This window comes from Egibacteraceae bacterium (genome assembly GCA_035540635.1).
In the GTDB taxonomy this organism is placed as follows: Bacteria; Actinomycetota; Nitriliruptoria; order Euzebyales; family Egibacteraceae; genus DATLGH01.
Map to the genome: position 1 here is coordinate 34,071 of DATLGH010000094.1, position 15,433 is coordinate 49,503.

Here is a 15,433-nt window from a genome sequence, read left to right on the forward strand (position 1 = left end):
TGAACGCCCGCTGCCGCGGAGGCGACGATCCCGGGCACGCTCCCGGCGTACGGTTGCCTTGCCCACCGGCCCCGCCGCCTCCGCAGGAAGGGACACCCGCGCATGACCCGCGATCGCGCGCCCGCCAGAACTCGCGTCCTCCTCACCGGCGCGGCCGGGGGCATCGGAACGGTCCTGCGCGCGGGGCTGCGCGGGCGCTACCCCGAGCTCCGGCTGCTCGACACCGAGGCGATGGACGCGGCCGGGGAGGGCGAGGAGGTCGTCGTCGCCGACCTGCGCGACTACGCGAACGTCGAGGCCGCCATGGAGGGGGTGGACGCGGTCGTCCACCTCGCCGCCATCCCGGGGGAGGCGGCGTTCGCCGAGATCTGCGCGCACAACCTCGTTGCGACCTACCACGTGTTCGAGGCCGCCCGGCGCCAGGGAGCGACCCGGGTGGTCTACGCGAGCAGCAACCACGCCATCGGCTTCACGCCGGTCACCGAGCGCATCGGCCCCGACGCGCCGCTCCGCCCCGACACCTACTACGGCGTGTCGAAGGCGTTCGGGGAGGCGCTCGGACGCCTGTACGTCGACAAGTTCGGGATGGACGTCGCATGCCTGCGCATCGGCAGCTTCGGCGAGCGTCCCGGCAGCCGCCGCGAGCTGTTCACGTGGCTTTCCCCCCGCGACGCCGTCGAGCTCGTGGGTTGCTGCCTCGACGCGCCCTACCTCGGGTTCGCGATCGTCTACGGCATCTCCGCCAACACCCGGACGTGGTGGGACAACCCCGAGGCGGAGCGCATCGGCTACCGCCCGGTCGACGACGCCGAGGCGTTCGCCGCCGAGCTGCTCGCCGGCCCGGCCAGCGACGACCCGACGGAGCGGTTCCAGGGCGGACCGTTCACCGGTCGGGACACGACGGCCGACCACCCGCCTGGCGTTCCTCCGCGGGGGGGCTGAGCGCGGGCGGTCGACCGCGAGCGGCGTCGCGCAGCAGCGCCGGGTGCCGCACGGCCGTCGAGGCCAACGTGCCGCGCACGCCGGCGGGCGACCCGGCGAACAGCGTGAGCATCGTGCGAGCGAGCGCGCGGGCGGATGCCTCCCCGGACAGGAACCCGCCCCAGCGCGACACCGGCAGGTCGAAGAAGGCGCGGAAGAATCCCCGCGTCGCGTCGCGGTCGAGGCACAGGAGGGACTCGAGCCCGAGGACGTGCAGCGCCCGCTGGCGGAGGCGGTCACGTGGCCAGACGGCGTTCCAGCCGGCGACCGCGACGGCCTCCGTCGCCGCGCCCGTCCGCCCGAGCGCGCCGGCGAGCGCCGCCGCGAGCACGGGCGCCCGGGCCAGGGCGGCCCCGACCTGGTAGCCCGTGGCGGGATGCACCATGCCGGCCGCTGCGCCGAAGCCGACGACGCGCCGGTCCCGCGCGGGCACGGGCACGCCCATCGGGATGAGGACGCGCTCTTCGCCGACGCGCCGCTCGACCCGCACGCCCATCCCCGCCAACCGCCGCGCGAGGCGCCCCTCGAGGGCACCGATGTCCATCGCCGGCCGCCGGGCGAGCGACGTCTCCTCGGCGAGCTCCCAACCGTCCCCCAGCGGCATGGCGTAGAGGAAGGTCGGGTGCGCGGGCGCCGGGTCACGGGCGTCGCCCGGTGGGTCCCGGTAGTCCATGAGCACCATGCCCTGCGCACTGAGCGCAGGGCGGAACCGCCCGACGAGCCCGTAGGCGGCCTGGTACGCGCCGGCCGGGGCCGGGCCGGATGCCAGCAGCGCCGGGCGGTGGCCGCTCGCGTCGACGACGACGCGGCAGCGCAGCGCGACGCCCTGGCTCGTGCGCACCGTCGGCCCCGCGGGGGCGTCCTCGACCGCGGCGGCCCTGCCGCGCACCAGCCGCGCGCCGGCCGCGAGCGCACGCGTCCGCAGCGCGTCGCGCAACCGGTCGTTGTCGAAGCGCCCGTACGAACGGGGCAGCCGGCGGGCAGTGGCCTCCCCGAGATGGACCACCACCTCCGGCCAGCGGGCGGCGACGGTCGCGCCGAGCTCGAGCCCCTCGATCTCGTCGGTCCAGACCCCGAGCGTCTGTGGCCACGGGCGCTCGTGGTCCTCGGCGAGGACGCTCACCGCCATGCCGGTCTCGGCGCAGGCGGCTGCGGCCGAGAGTCCCGCCGGCCCGCTGCCGACGACGACGACGTCCACAACCGGCTGCACGGGGCAAGTCCTACCACGCGTGCCTGCCGCCCCGCCGGTCGCGCGGGCCGCCACGGGCCGTCACCGGCGGTTCGCCGGCGTCCCTGGCTCGTACACTCGCCCGCGACATGCCGAAGATCCTGGTGGTCGAGGACGAGCCGTCCCTGCTGGAGGCGCTGGAGTTCGGTCTCGGCGCCGAGGGCTTCGACGTGGTGACCGTCGACGACGGGGCCGCGTCGCTGCAGGTCTTCGCCCGCGAACGTCCGGACCTCGTCGTGCTCGACCTGATGCTTCCCGGCCTGTCGGGAACCGAGGTGTGCAAGCGGCTGCGCGCCACGAGCGGCGTACCGATCATCATGCTCACCGCCAAGGACGCCGAGATCGACCGGGTCGTGGGCCTGGAGCTCGGCGCCGACGACTACGTGACGAAGCCGTTCTCTATGCGCGAGCTCACCGCGCGCATCCGGGCGGTGCTGCGGCGTGGCGGCGAACGCGACGCCGAGGACACGGCCCCGGCGATGGAGGCCGGGGGCGTACGCCTCGATCCGGAGCGCTACGAGGTGCGCGTCCGCGGCACGCCGGTCGACCTGCCGCCGAAGGAGTTCCTCCTGCTCGAGCTCCTCATCCGCAACGCCGGCCGCGTGCTCACCCGCGACGTCATCATCGACCGGGTGTGGGGATCGGACTACGTCGGTGACACGAAGACGCTCGACGTGCACATCAAGCGCCTGCGGGGGCGCATCGAGGAGAACCCCCGTGAACCGCGCCTGATCGCCACGGTCCGGGGCGTTGGCTACAAGTTCGCCGACGGTTGACCGGGCCGACGGGGGCCCGCGATCCGCGGGCGCGCCGAACGGCGACAATGGGTGCGTGCTCCGACGCGGGTCGATCGTCCTTCCGCTCGTCGCCGCCTCGGCGGCCGTGCTCGGCGCCCTGCTGCCGGGCCGCGCCTGGCTCGCGGCCCTGCTCGCGGTCGCCGGTGGCCTCGTCGCCGGCGTCGCGCTCAACCGGGTCGCGCACCGGCGGATCGAGCGCGTCGCCGACCTCGTGGAGGGCTTCGCGGTCGGCGAGATCGACCGGCGGGTACGGGCCGACGGCAGCGCCTCGTGGCGGCGGCTGGTGCGGGCGCTCGACGCGCTCGGGGCGTCGTTCGCGCGTCAGCTCGACCAGCTCGGGGAGGAGCGCGCCCGCGTTGAGCGGCTGCTCGAGCAGCTGCCGCTCGCCGTCCTGCTGTTCACCGAGCACGGCCTCGCGTACGCGAACCCTACCGCGCGCGAGCTGTTCGACCTTGGCGGCGGCGGCGGTGGCGCCATGCCCTTGCAGGTGCTCGGCGTGCCGGCGCTCGCCGACGCCGTCGCCGAGGTCGGCGAGACGGGACGCACCGTCGAGGTCGAGGTCACCCGCGAGGACCGGATACTCGCCGCGCGCGCCGCCGAGCCCACCGCCGGAGAGGTGGCGCTCGTCGTCACCGACCTCACCGAGGCCCGCCGGGTCGAGGAGATCCGCCGCGACTTCGTCGTCAACGCCTCCCACGAACTCAAGACCCCCGCCGCGGGCATGCGGGCGCTCGCGGACTCCATCGAGCTCGCGGTGGACCGCGACCCGCCCCGCGCCCGGCGGATGATCACGCGGCTGCGGGAGGAGGCCGACCGGCTCGCGGAGATGGTCCGTGACCTGCTCGACCTCGCGCGCCTGGAGGAGGCAGCGGCCCAGCGCGGTCGCCAGCCCGTCGACGTCGCCGCGGCGGTGCGCCGGCAGCTGGGGCGCTTCGAGGCGCTGGCCGCGGAGCGCGGCATCACGCTCGCGTGCGCCTGCCCGGAGCCGGCGACCGTCGTCGCGCAGCCCGAGGACATCCGCCTCATCGTCGACAACCTCGTCGAGAACGCCGTCCGCTACAACCGCGACGGCGGCCGGGTCGACGTCTTTGTGCGCCGCGCGGACGGGCAGGTGGTCGTCGAGGTCGCCGACACGGGCCTCGGGATCCCCGCCGGGGACCGGGACCGGATCTTCGAGCGCTTCTACCGCGTCGACAAGGCCCGTACCCGCGCGGCCGGCGGGACGGGGCTCGGACTGTCGCTCGTGCGCAACGCGGTCGCCCGCCACGGGGGGGCGGTGTCGGTTGACAGCGTGGTGGGGCAGGGCTCCGTCTTCCGCGTCGTGCTGCCGGTCGAAGGAGCCACCGCCAACGGCGGCCCCGCGCTCCGGTAGCCAGCGCCCTGTCAGCGCTCGAGCAGCGAAGCGGTAGCGCCCTGTCAGCGCTCAAGCAGCGAAGCGGTAGCGCCCTGCCCTTTCAGGCGTCGGCCGTCGTCGCGGCGCGGCGCCGCATGACGAGGACGACCCACCGGTCGATCGAGCGGGTCACCATGGGGCCCAGGAGCGCCATGAGCAGCACGTAGGCGGCGGCCAGCGGCCCCAGCTGCGCATCGACGCCGGCGGCGACGCCGAGGCCGGCTATGACGATGGAGAACTCCCCGCGGGCGATGAGCGCGCCACCGGCGCGGAACCGCCCCCGCACGCCGACGCCGGCGCGTCCCGCGGCCCACCATCCGGTGATCACCTTCGTCACCGCGGTCACCGCTCCGAGCGCGACGGCGAGCACCGCGACGTCGGGGATGGCCGCGAGGTCGATCTGCAGGCCGAAGAAGACGAAGAACGTCGCCGCGAACAGGTCGCGCAGCGGACTCAGCAGGTCGCGGGCGTGGTCGGCGACGGGACCCGACAGGGCGATGCCGACGAGGAACGCGCCGACGGCCGCGGAGACCTGGAGGCGCTCGGCGACCCCGGCGACGAGCACGACGAGCCCGAAGGTCGACAGCAGCACGACCTCGTCGGAGTTGTTCGCGAGCAGCCGGCTCATGACCTCCCCGTAGCGGATCGCGACGACGAGGACGGCAGCGGCGGTGACGACGGCGACGGCCATCGACGCCATCCCCGCGGCCAGACCGACGCCGAGCAGCAGGACGGCGACGAGCGGCAGGTAGGCGGCCATGACGAGGTCTTCGATGACGAGCAGGGACAGCACCGAGGGAGTCTCGCGGTTGCCGAGCCGCCCGAGGTCGCTCAGCACCTTGGAGATGACGCCCGACGAGGAGATGTACGTGACCCCGCCGAGCAGGATCGCCGCAACGGGCTCCCACCCGAGCAGGAGTCCCGCGGCGAGTCCGGGGGTGAAGTTCAGCAGGATGTCGAGCGCGCCGGCGGGCAGCCCCCTGCGGAGGTTGTCGCGCAGCTCCTCGCCGGTGTACTCGAGCCCGAGCATGAACAGCAGGAGGATCACGCCGATCTCGGCGCCGACCTCGATGAACTCCTCGCTGAAGCCGAGGGGGAACAGGCCGCCGACGGCGAGCCCGGCGAGCAGGTAGAGGGGGATGGGGCTGAAGCCGACGGAGGTGGCGGCCCGCGCGACGAGGGCGAGACAGACGATGATGAGGCCGAGCTCGATGAAGACGCCTGCGGCCTCAGGCGAGGCCGCGGCGGCCAAGATCACGTCTCGACCCCGCCCTCGAGATGAGTGAAGGCCCGCTTGATGGCCTCTGGCGTGCCGACGACGACGAGGGTGTCCCCCGCGTCGATGCGGAAGTCGGGGGTAGGGGAGGGGATGGTGTCCTCGCCGCGGACGACCGCGACGATGGACACGCCCGTCCTCGCGCGGAGCATGGTCTCGGCGACCGTGTGGCCCGCGCAGCTCCACGACGCTGTCGCGGGCAGCCAGTCGATGGTGAGCCCCTCCACCGACTGCTGGAGCATCGTGTCGAGGCTCTCGGCGACCTTCGTGCCGCCGAGGACCTCCGCGAGGGCGTGGCCCTCGTCCTCGTCGAGGCGGACGACGTCACGGCACGAGTCGGGGTCGCCATGGTCGTAGACGAGCAGCTCCCGCCGGCCGGTGCGGTGGGTGATCACCCCGATGCGGTCGCCCGCACGCGTCGTGAAGTCGTGTCGCAGCCCGACGCCGGGCAGCTGGGTCTCCTCGATCCGCGGCATGACCCGCATTGTACGGCCGCGGGGGCGTGCGACCTCCGTACACTTCGGGCCCATGGCCGATGTCGAGGCACCCCTCACCCGCCACAGCCCCAAGGCGAGGCGGGCGCCGGTGATCCTCGATCGGCTGGACGACGCGTACGACGGGGGCGTCGTCGAGCTCGACTGGACGACGCCTTTCGAGCTGCTCGTCGCGACGATCCTGTCGGCCCAGTCGACCGACAAGAAGGTCAACGAGGTGACGAGGACGCTCTTCGCCACCTACCAGACTCCGCAGGCCTACCTCGCCGCGGACGAGGAGGCGCTCCAGCAGGCGATCTACCAGACGGGGTTCTACCGCCAGAAGACCCGCAGCATCCGGGGCATGTGCCAGGCGCTGCTCGAGCGCCACGGCGGCGAGGTTCCCCGCACCATGGCCGAGCTCGTGGCGCTTCCCGGCGTGGCGCGCAAGACCGCCAACGTCGTCCTGGGCGCCGCCTTCCCCGACGCCCACCGCGCCGACCCCGAAGCAGGCATCGCCGTCGACACGCACGTGAAGCGCCTCTCGCGCCGGTTCGGGTTCACCCGCCACACCGATCCCGAGCGCATCGAGCGCGACCTCATGCGCCTGCTGCCCAAGGAGACGTGGCCCACCGCCAGCCTGTCGATCATCCTCCACGGTCGGCGGGTGTGCGAGGCGAGGCGACCGCGGTGCGCGGACTGCGTCGTCGAGGAGCTCTGCCCTTCCTCGCAGGTCGCCGGGTGCACGGACAAGGCGCGGCAGGCGGTGGGTGTGGGCGGAGGGCGCCACACCTAGCCGCGTTCGCGACGACGGGCGATGAGCCGCTCGGTGCCGGCGGTGGCGAGGGCGAGCGCGGCGAGCACCGCCGCGGCGACCTGCCGGTCGCGCAGCGGCGGGTCGGACCGTGGTGCGCCGGCGCGCAGGACCTCCACGGATGCCGCCCGGATCACCGCGACCTCCTGCGAGCCCGGGTCGACGCGGCGGAACACCCCGACGACCTCCACGAGGTCCCCCTGTGCCCCTGGCCCGCCGACCGTCCCGAGCTCGTCGGCGAGCTCGTCGGGCAGGAAGACGCCGATGCCCGCGTTGTGGCCCCGGTAGCTGCGGTGCCCCGGCAGCGGACCGGCCGGACCGGCGTAGACGTCGTCGTTGATCTGCGCCCAGGCGCCGCCCTCGCGGCGCAGCACCCCGCCGACCGCCTCGCCGCGGTAGCGCACCCTGCGCCGGTCGAAGGAGTGGGGGCAGTCGAGCAGCTCGGACGAGCTGACCGCGACCGGGGGGCGCGCGGGCTGCAGCGTCGAGACGGCGTCGTCGTCGCGCTCGTCGGGTGGTGCGGGAGTGGGACAGTGCAGCGGCGCTCGGAGGTCGGCGCGCTCGTCGGCCACGGCGATCGTCGAGGGGCCGGGCGGCGGGCGCAGCGCCTCGGCGAGGCCGACGATGCCCGCCAGCGCGACCACAGCGACGAGGGTGCCGAGCAGCACCCGGCCTCGCCGCAGCGGCTTGTCGGCGCGGCCGCCCGCTCGCCCGCGCGGTCGCGCGCTCACGTGCGTCCCCGCAACATCGACAGGACGTAGCCACCGAGGGCGAGGGCGGCGAGGAACTCGAGGCGCCCGATGAACATCTGGGCGATGTAGAGCAGTTTCAGCGGCCACTCGAGGTCGGGGCGCACGATGCCGACCGAAAGCCCCCCGGTGGCCCCCGCCGCCGTGCTCTCGAACAGGCTCAGGGTGAGCTCGTAGCCGTAGAACAGTCCGAGGATCCCGCCCGCGAGGTAGAGGAGCAGGTAGAGGAGCAGGATGGTCGCGGCGCCCCGCACGAGGTCGTCGCGGAGGACCCGCCGCGTGGTCGAGTGGTAGCTCTCCACGACGACGGCGTTCTCCGGAAGCAGGACCTTGCGGATGTCACGCCGCAGCCCCTTCAGCAGCACCCCGATGCGGATCGCCTTGATCCCGCCGGCGGTCGAGCCCGCCATGCCGCCGAGCGCCATGGCGGTCACCAGCATCGCCGGGGCGAGCGCGCCCCACTGGGTGACGAACAGCCGGTGGGGGATCGTGGTGAGCCCCGTCGTGGTGTGGGCGTTGATCGTCTGGAAGAAGCCGACCCGGAAGAGCCCGCCGAAGTCGGTGTGCACGCCCGTGCGCCCCAGCCCGACGGCGAGCACCGCGAAGATCGCGATGATCGACACGGCAAGCGTGCGGGTCTCGAGGTTGCGCGACAGCTCGCCACGCCGGCCCTGCCAGAGCTGGTAGTGCAGGGCGAAGCTGAACGCCCCGGCGACCATGAGCACCATGAGCACGACCTCGACCGGCTGCGAGCGGTAGAACGCGGCGCTGGCCGACTGCGGGGCGAACCCCGCGGTGTGGAAGGCGGTCGTGAACAGCAGCGCGGCGTGGTAGGCGGCGGTGGCGGCCTCCAGGCCCCCGCGCCACAGCAGCAGCCACAGCAGCCCCATGCCCATCCCCGCGTAGGCGACGACGACGCGGAGGATGAAGCGGGCGGTGTGCGTGATGTTCGGCAGGATCCGCTCGCCGCGGCCCTCGCCGGTGTGGAGCGTGCCGATCACCGCGCCCGCGCTCGCGAAGATCGTGAGGACGACGAGGATGATCCCCTGGCCTCCCATGAGCTGCATGATGTGGCGCCAGAGGTTCACGCTACGCGCCATGTGGTCGAGGTCGTTCGCGAGCGTCAGCCCGACGGTGGCGAAGCCGCTCATGCCCTCGAAGTAGGCGTCGAGGTAGGACGCGTAGTGCCCGGACAACAGCAGCGGCACCGCGCCGAAGACGGGCGCGACGAGCCAAGCCGAGCCGACGACGGCGAGGCCCCGGGCGGCGTCCAGGGTCGTGCGGGTGCGCAGGAGCTGGCTCGCGGCGCCGACCGTGATCGCGAGCGAAGCCCCGACGACGAAGGCGTACGCGTCGTTGCGCTCACCGGCGCCGACCGCGACGACGAGCGGGAGGAGCATCGCCACCCCGACCGCGTACACTACCTTGCCGGTGTAGCGCCCGATGACGCGCAGGTCGTCGGCCGAAGGGCGGAAGAGCACGGCGCTGCGCCCGCCTCAGTACAGCAACGAGATGACGAGGGCGACGACGGCCGCGGCGGCGGCCAGCCCGACCGTCGCCGCCGTCACGAGGGCGATGCCGACGAGGCCGCCCCGCAGGATCGACTCGGCGCTGTCGCGGTCGCGGCGGGCCATCGGCTACCGCCGCCGGTTGTCGAGGACCGCGGCCCGCAGCTCGTCCTCGAGCTGGGGTGTGGTGAGCGCGATGACCCGGTCGGCCGGCTCGAGGCGCGTGTCGCCCCGCGGGATGATGATCTCGTCGTCGGCGCCCCGGAAGATGCACACGAGCACCGACTGCGCGGGCAGGTGCATGTCCGCCACGGTGTGCTCGGGGCGCTCGGCGCCGCGGGGGATGTCGATCTCCACGAGGTTGACCTTGCCCCGTTGGAGGGTCGTGAGGTGGATGAGCTCGCCGACGGTCACCTCCTCGCGGATGAGCCGGGAGATGAGCGTCGTCGTCGACACCGCCTCGATGCCCATCCGCGCGAAGATCTCCTCGTTGCGGGGGCTGTTCACCCGGGCGATCGCCCGGGGCACCCCGAACGAGGTCAGGACGAGCTGGCAGGCCACGAAGTTGTCGTCGTCGTCACCAGTGGTGGCGGCGAAGACCTCCGCCCGCTCGGGGCGAGCTTGTTCGAGGTAGCGCACGTCACACGCGTCCCCGTGGATGACGAGCAGGTCGTGGTCGCGCAGCAGCTGCTCGCAGCGGCGCTCGACCTTCTCGATGATCGTGACCGTGTGTCCCTCGGCGAGGAGGTCCACGGCGATGAAGCGCCCGACCTTGCCGCCGCCGGCGATGACGACATACACGGTTCAGAGGTCCTCGGCGAAGGGGTGCTCGACGAAGCGGCGGAGCTTCTTGTGCGCTCCCCGTCCGACGGCCGCCACGACGAGGTCGCCGGCCTGGAGGCGGTCGTCGGAGGACAGGATCCGCACCCGCGCCCCGCGCTGCACCGCCGCGATCCGCAGGGGGCCCGTGGCCTCGAGCGTCGCCACGGTGATGCCGTGGCCACGGTCGTGCACGCGCATCTCGACGACCTCGACGTCACCGTCGAAGCCCACGTGGAGGGGGAAGGTGCCCGCCTGCAGCTCGTTCATTATCGCCTTGGCGACGAGCCGGGTCCCCGAGACGTAGTGGACGCCGATCTTGCGGTAGGACTCCTCGCGCTCGGGGTTGAACAGGCGCGCGACGGTCTTGCGGACGCCGAAGAGCTCTTTTGCGATCTCCACCGACATGAGGTTGGCGTTGTCGAGGTCGGTGACCGCGATGAGGGCGTCGGCGCGCTCGATCCCCGCCTGGACGAGCGCGTCCTTGTCGGTGATGTCGGCGGTGACCGTCTCGCCGTTGAAGGTGGAGCCGATGCGGTCGAACGCCCGCTCGGCGATGTCGAGCACGACGATGTCGTGACCGTCGTCGGACAACCGGTCGGCGAGCTCTGCCCCCACCCGCCCGCACCCTCCGATGATGACGTGCATGGCCAGTGAGTATGCCACCGACCGCACCTATACTCGGGTGCGTGGACCCCGCTCCCCCCGCTCCCCTGACCGTGCTCCTCGCCGCGCCGAGGGGATTCTGCGCAGGCGTCGACCGCGCCATCGAGATCGTCGAGCTGGCGCTGCGCGTCCACGGACCGCCGGTCTACGTCCGCCATGCGATCGTCCACAACACGCACGTCGTCGCCGACCTCGAGGCGAAGGGCGCGGTCTTCGTCGAGGACGAGCGGGAGGTGCCCGAGGGCGGGCTGCTCGTGTTCAGCGCGCACGGCGTCGCCCCGGAGGTGAAGCGCAACGCCACCGAGGCGGGCCTGCGCACAGTCGACGCCACCTGCCCGCTCGTCACCAAGGTGCACTTCGAGGCCCGCGACTACGCCGAGGCGGGTTACGCGATCGTGCTCGTCGGCCACGCGGGGCACCAGGAGGTAATCGGCACGATGGGTCACGCGGCCGGCTCCATATGGCTCGTGGAGACCCCCGAGGACGTCGACGGGCTCGAGCTTCCCGACCCCGACCGGGTCGCGTACGTGTCGCAGACGACGCTGAGTGTCGACGAGGCGGCGGCTGTCGTCGCCCGGATCCGGGAGCGCTTTCCGAACGCGCGCGGGCCCCGGGGCGACGACATCTGCTACGCGACCCAGAACCGGCAGGACGCGACGAAGGTCCTCGCCGCACGCAGCGACGTCGTGTTCGTCATCGGGTCGGCGACGTCCTCGAACTCCAAGCGCATGGTCGAGGTGGCGCTCGCCGCGGGGGCCCCCGCGGCCCATCTCGTCAACGACGCGTCCGCCATAGAGGAGGCCTGGCTGGAGGGTGTCACCACCGTCGGCCTCACGTCGGGGGCGAGCGCGCCCGAGGCCCTGGTGGACGGGGTCATCGCGCGGTTGCGCGAGCGCCCCGGCGGCGTCGCCGTCGAGCCCCTCGAGGTGGTCGCCGAGGACATGCACTTCGCCCTGCCGGCCGCGCTCCGCCGCCTGCCGATGGCTTGAGCCTGGCTGCGGCCCCGCCGGCCCGGACCCCCGAGCAGCGCACAGCGCGCAGCGGTCGCGGACGGCTCGGTGGGGCTACGAGCGGTCCGCCGGGGGGCCGATCGCGTCGATCCGCGCGGCGAGGTCGAGGTCGTTCTGCGTGACCCCGCCGGCCGAGTGGGTGACGAGGTGAAGCCGCACGGTGTTCCAGCTCACCGCGATGTCGGGGTGGTGGTTCGCCTCCTCGGCGACCTCGGCGACGGCGTTCACGAACCGCATCGCCTCGGCGAAGTCGGCGAACGCGAACGTGCGGGCGATCCCCTCGACGGTGCCGGTCCAGCCGTCGAGGCGGTCGAGGCCGTGGTGGAGCGCGTCGGGGTTGAGCAGGTCAGCCATCGTCGCGGCCTCCTTCGCCGTTGCCGGGTGCGGGCCGCGGATCGTCCAGGCCGAGGGCCTGGCAGAACAGCGCGCCGATCTGCTCCCACTGCCAGCCGCGCAGGCCGAGGGCGCGGCGAAGCTCGTCGGGGGTCGCCGGGTCGGCGAGCACCGCGGTCATGAGCGTGCGGCTCGGGCACAGCACACCGGCGTCGATGCCGAGCGCGCGGGCGCGCTCGGCGCGCAGCGCCCGCAACCGGTCGACGAGTGCCCGGTCCTCGTCGCTCGGCCGCCGACCGTTGCCCGGCGCACGCTCGGCGACCTCGGCGTCACCGAGCGACTCCTCGTCGAGCGCGGCGAGCAGGTCCGCGCCGAACCGGCGCACGGCCTGGCGTCGCAGCCCCCGCCGCCCCAGCTCACCGAGCGCCGTCGGCGGGGTGGCGGCCAGGTCCAGCAGCACCTTGTCGCCGGCGATGCGGCCCGGTGCCGTGTCCGTCGCCCGGCCGAGCTGCTCCCGCGCCTCCCACAGCGCGCGCAACCGTGCCCGCGCGTTGCGGTTCAGCCGGCCTGCGCCCCTCGTACGCGTCCACTCGCGCCGCGCCTCGACCGGTGGGAGGGCCAGGACTGCTGCGAGCTCCTCCCGGTACCAGTCGTGGCGTCCGGTCGCCTGGAGGCGGGCCTCGAGCTCCCCCCAGAGCGCCGGGAGGTCGGCCACGTCACCGGCCGCGTAGGAGCGCATCTCGGGGGTGAGGGGACGGGCCTCCCAGTCGGCGCGCTGCATCGCCGACTTGTCGCCCACGAGCTCGACGCCGAGCAGGTCGGCGAGCAGCGTCTCGAGCCCCGTCGGCAGGCCGAGCACCGCGGCGGCCAGCGCGGTGTCCTCCACGCGCGGTGGCCGGATGCCGCGGCTGGCGAGCGGCTCGAGGTCGTTCTCGCACGCGTGAAGGACCGTCGTCCGCGCCGCGAGGAAGTCCTGGAGCGGCGCGAGGTCGTCGACGGCGAGCGGGTCGACGAGGGCGACCCGGCCGTCGCCGCCCACCTGGATGAGCGCGGCGGCGCGGTAGTAGCGCTCCCAGTCGGAGCGCTCGACGTCCACGCCGACGACGTCGAGGTCGGCGAGTCCAGCCAGGGCGGAGCCGAGCCCGGACGTGCGGTCCACCAGCGTGACGCGCTGCAGGGGCATGCGGGAAGGATATGGGTCGTCACCGCGAGGCGCGGGGAAATGCCGGATGGCGGCGGAAGCGGTTAGGGTTGCCGGTCATGACGGCGGCCCTGATGTGCGTCCACGCGCACCCCGACGACGAGGCAATCGCGACGGGCGGGGTGCTCGCTCGTGCCGCCGACGAGGGTCTGCGCACCGCGGTCGTCACCGCGACGGGCGGCGAGCGCGGCGAGATCGTCGGCGAGGGCATGGACGCCGACGAGATCCGCCCGCGCCTGGCCGAGGTGCGTCGCGACGAGCTCGCCGCGGCCCTCGACATCCTCGGTGCGGGGGCGCCGCGCTTCCTCGGCTACCGCGACTCCGGGATGATCGGCGCGGAGGGCAACGACGATCCCGGCTCGTTCTGGCGGGCGCCGTTCGACGAGGCGGTCGGCCGCCTCGTCGCCGAGATCCGCGCGTTCCGCCCCGACGTGCTCGTCACCTACGACGCCTTCGGGGGCTACGGGCACCCCGACCACCTCCAGACGCACCGGGTCGGGATCGTGGCCGCCGAGGCCTGCGCCGTGCGGGGGCTGTACCCGGAGGCGGGCGAGCCTTGGCGGGTCCGCAAGCTCTACCTCAACACGGTCCCGCGCTCCTTCGTCGCGCTCGCCAACGCCGAGCTGCCCCGCCTCGGTTTCCCCTCGCCCTTCGGCGAGGAGACCGATGTCGACCTCCTGCCCTTCGGCACGCCGGACGAGGAGGTCACCGCGACGGTCGACGTCCGTCCGTGGCTCGCGCGCAAGTGGGCGGCGGTCCGGGCGCACACCTCGCAGATCGGGCCCGACTCCTTCTTTCTCAACATCCCTCCGGAGCTCCACGAAGCCGCCTTCGGCCAGGAGTGGTTCGTCCGTCAGCGCTCCACCGTGGAGACACCGCCCGTCGAGGACGACCTCTTCGCCGGGTTGCGCTAGCCGCGGCGAGATGCCGTCCGCGCGGCGCGTCGCCCTGGTCCTCGGCCTGCTCGTCGCGTTGACGGTCGTGGGCTCCTCGGCGGTGGCGGTCGCGCTGCCCGACGTCGCCGGGACCCTGTCGCTGGACACGGCGGGCACGGCGTGGGTGCTCGCCTGCTTCTCGCTCAGCTTCTCGATCACCACCGCGTTCTTCGGGCGCGTCGCCGACCTCTACGGCCTCCGTGTCCCGCTGCGCGTCGGCGTCGTGCTGTTCGCCGGCGGCTCGCTGCTCGCCGGTGGCGCCTGGTCGTTTCCCGCCATCGTCGTGGGGCGCCTCGTGCAGGGGGCGGGAGCGGGCGCGGTGCCGGTGCTCGCGCTCGGCATCATCGCCGCTCGCTTCCGCGGTCCGGCACGCAGCCAGGCGCTCGGCGCTCTGACCGCGGTGGTCACCGTCGTCTCGGGGGCGGGACCCCTCATCGGTGGGGGCATCACCGAGATGCTGAGCTGGAGAGCCGTGCTCGCGCTGCCGGCGCTGGCCCTCCTCGTCGGCGAGCCCGCCGCCCGCCTCGCCCCCGCCGGACCGCCCGAGGGCGGGTCAGGTCGTTCGCCCGGGGGGCTCGACGTGCGTGGGGCGCTGCTCGTGGCGATGACGGTGGCCGCCACGACGCTGCTGCTCCAGTCACCCGCCACCGGCCTCGGACCGGCGGCGGCGGGCGTCTTCGGGGCGGGCGCAGCCCTCGGCGCCGCGGGGATCGTGCGGCACCTCGGCCGGCGCCCGCTCGGGTTCCTCCCCGCGGTCGTGGTCCGCGACGGCGCCTTCCGGCGGTGCGCCTTCAGCGGTCTCGCGCTGCTCGCCGCCTACGTCGGGATGCTCCTCGCCCTGCCCCTTCTGCTCGCCGCCAACGAGGGCTGGCGGCCGTTTCAGATCGGGCTGGCGCTCCTGCCGGCAGCCGGGCTCGGCGCCGTCGTCGCCTCGACCGTCGGTGCGTGGGTGGATCGCCTGGGCCCGTACCGCATGGCGACCGGGGTGACGGCCGGCAGCGCGCTCGGGCTGCTCGTCGCGGCCGCCGCGCCGGAGAGCCCCGTGCTGCTCGTGGTGGGCATGTGCCTCGTCGTCACGGGGTTCGCCGGCGGTCAGGTCGCGCTGCTCGATGCGGTGTCCTCGCTGGTGGACGACGCCCACAGGGGCGTCGTCCACCAGCGAGGACACCGCATCGAGCAGCGCGACCTGACCGCCGGCGAACCCCGTGACGACGAGGCACATGCCCACCACGAGCAGCACGGGGCTCTCC

The 15,433-nt window shown here is 73.9% G+C and carries 17 protein-coding genes; 7 read left to right on the top strand and 10 right to left on the bottom strand.

What is annotated here, in order from left to right; translation table 11 throughout:
• Positions 1-102 precede the first annotated feature (102 nt).
• Positions 103-942, top strand: coding sequence for an NAD(P)-dependent oxidoreductase (locus tag VM324_14765; protein ID HVM00553.1), 840 nt, complete (start codon positions 103-105; stop codon positions 940-942).
• On the opposite strand, the gene VM324_14770 is transcribed toward VM324_14765, so the two are convergent.
• Complete coding sequence (locus VM324_14770) at positions 884-2,191, bottom strand: lycopene cyclase family protein (GenBank protein HVM00554.1); 1,308 nt, start codon at positions 2,189-2,191, stop codon at positions 884-886. The two genes, VM324_14765 and VM324_14770, sit on opposite strands and share 59 nt — an antisense overlap.
• Positions 2,192-2,298: 107 nt before the next feature.
• Between VM324_14770 and VM324_14775 the strand changes: the two genes are divergently transcribed.
• Together VM324_14775 and VM324_14780 are read left to right on the top strand one after the other, a co-directional pair.
• A complete protein-coding gene (locus tag VM324_14775) occupies positions 2,299-2,985 on the top strand; it encodes a response regulator transcription factor (protein ID HVM00555.1) in 687 nt (228 codons plus the stop codon).
• Between the two features lie 55 nt (positions 2,986-3,040).
• Complete coding sequence (locus VM324_14780) at positions 3,041-4,378, top strand: ATP-binding protein (GenBank protein ID HVM00556.1); 1,338 nt, start codon at positions 3,041-3,043, stop codon at positions 4,376-4,378.
• An 82-nt stretch (positions 4,379-4,460) separates the two neighbouring features.
• Here VM324_14780 and VM324_14785 read toward each other — a convergent pair whose 3' ends face one another.
• Both VM324_14785 and VM324_14790 read right to left on the bottom strand, forming a co-directional pair.
• Complete coding sequence (locus VM324_14785) at positions 4,461-5,651, bottom strand: cation:proton antiporter (protein HVM00557.1); 1,191 nt, start codon at positions 5,649-5,651, stop codon at positions 4,461-4,463.
• Between the two features lie 2 nt (positions 5,652-5,653).
• Positions 5,654-6,151, bottom strand: a complete 498-nt coding sequence (locus VM324_14790) for a cation:proton antiporter regulatory subunit (protein HVM00558.1) — start codon at positions 6,149-6,151, stop codon at positions 5,654-5,656.
• Positions 6,152-6,203: 52 nt separating this feature from the next.
• Between VM324_14790 and nth the strand changes: the two genes are divergently transcribed.
• Complete coding sequence (gene nth / locus VM324_14795) at positions 6,204-6,944, top strand: endonuclease III (protein HVM00559.1); 741 nt, start codon at positions 6,204-6,206, stop codon at positions 6,942-6,944.
• On the opposite strand, the gene VM324_14800 is transcribed toward nth, so the two are convergent.
• From VM324_14800 to VM324_14820, 5 genes are read right to left on the bottom strand one after another with little or no spacing between them, the layout of a single operon-like run.
• The gene (locus VM324_14800; GenBank protein ID HVM00560.1) at positions 6,941-7,693 is read right to left on the bottom strand and encodes a hypothetical protein; all 753 of its coding nucleotides are present in this window, start codon (positions 7,691-7,693) and stop codon (positions 6,941-6,943) included. The two genes, nth and VM324_14800, sit on opposite strands and share 4 nt — an antisense overlap.
• On the bottom strand, positions 7,690-9,192 hold the full coding sequence (locus tag VM324_14805; protein ID HVM00561.1) for a potassium transporter TrkG: 1,503 nt from the start codon (positions 9,190-9,192) through the stop codon (positions 7,690-7,692). The genes VM324_14800 and VM324_14805 overlap by 4 nt, the downstream gene beginning before the upstream one ends.
• A gap of 15 nt (positions 9,193-9,207) precedes the next feature.
• A complete protein-coding gene (locus tag VM324_14810; GenBank protein HVM00562.1) occupies positions 9,208-9,345 on the bottom strand; it encodes a hypothetical protein in 138 nt (45 codons plus the stop codon).
• 3 nt (positions 9,346-9,348) lie between these two features.
• Positions 9,349-10,020 carry a TrkA family potassium uptake protein gene (locus tag VM324_14815; GenBank protein ID HVM00563.1) on the bottom strand — a complete coding sequence of 224 codons (672 nt, stop codon included), beginning with the start codon at positions 10,018-10,020 and terminating at the stop codon, positions 9,349-9,351.
• Between the two features lie 3 nt (positions 10,021-10,023).
• The gene (locus VM324_14820) at positions 10,024-10,704 is read right to left on the bottom strand and encodes an NAD-binding protein (protein ID HVM00564.1); all 681 of its coding nucleotides are present in this window, start codon (positions 10,702-10,704) and stop codon (positions 10,024-10,026) included.
• Positions 10,705-10,727: 23 nt separating this feature from the next.
• Here VM324_14820 and VM324_14825 point away from each other — a divergent pair, with 23 nt between their 5' ends.
• Entirely contained in the window at positions 10,728-11,693 is a 966-nt protein-coding gene (locus VM324_14825; protein ID HVM00565.1) for a 4-hydroxy-3-methylbut-2-enyl diphosphate reductase, read from the top strand.
• Between the two features lie 75 nt (positions 11,694-11,768).
• Here the strand turns inward: VM324_14825 and VM324_14830 are convergent, their stop codons facing one another.
• Together VM324_14830 and VM324_14835 are read right to left on the bottom strand one after the other, a co-directional pair.
• Positions 11,769-12,068, bottom strand: coding sequence for a 4a-hydroxytetrahydrobiopterin dehydratase (locus tag VM324_14830; GenBank protein ID HVM00566.1), 300 nt, complete (start codon positions 12,066-12,068; stop codon positions 11,769-11,771).
• A complete protein-coding gene (locus tag VM324_14835) occupies positions 12,061-13,230 on the bottom strand; it encodes an HRDC domain-containing protein (GenBank protein ID HVM00567.1) in 1,170 nt (389 codons plus the stop codon). Before VM324_14835 ends, VM324_14830 begins: the two co-directional genes overlap by 8 nt.
• A gap of 77 nt (positions 13,231-13,307) precedes the next feature.
• On the opposite strand from VM324_14835, the gene mshB reads away from it, so the two are divergent.
• Together mshB and VM324_14845 are read left to right on the top strand one after the other, a co-directional pair.
• Positions 13,308-14,162, top strand: coding sequence for an N-acetyl-1-D-myo-inositol-2-amino-2-deoxy-alpha-D-glucopyranoside deacetylase (gene mshB, locus VM324_14840; GenBank protein ID HVM00568.1), 855 nt, complete (start codon positions 13,308-13,310; stop codon positions 14,160-14,162).
• A 10-nt stretch (positions 14,163-14,172) separates the two neighbouring features.
• Positions 14,173-15,433: MFS transporter (locus tag VM324_14845; protein ID HVM00569.1), on the top strand; the 1,261-nt coding region annotated here is incomplete at its 3' end.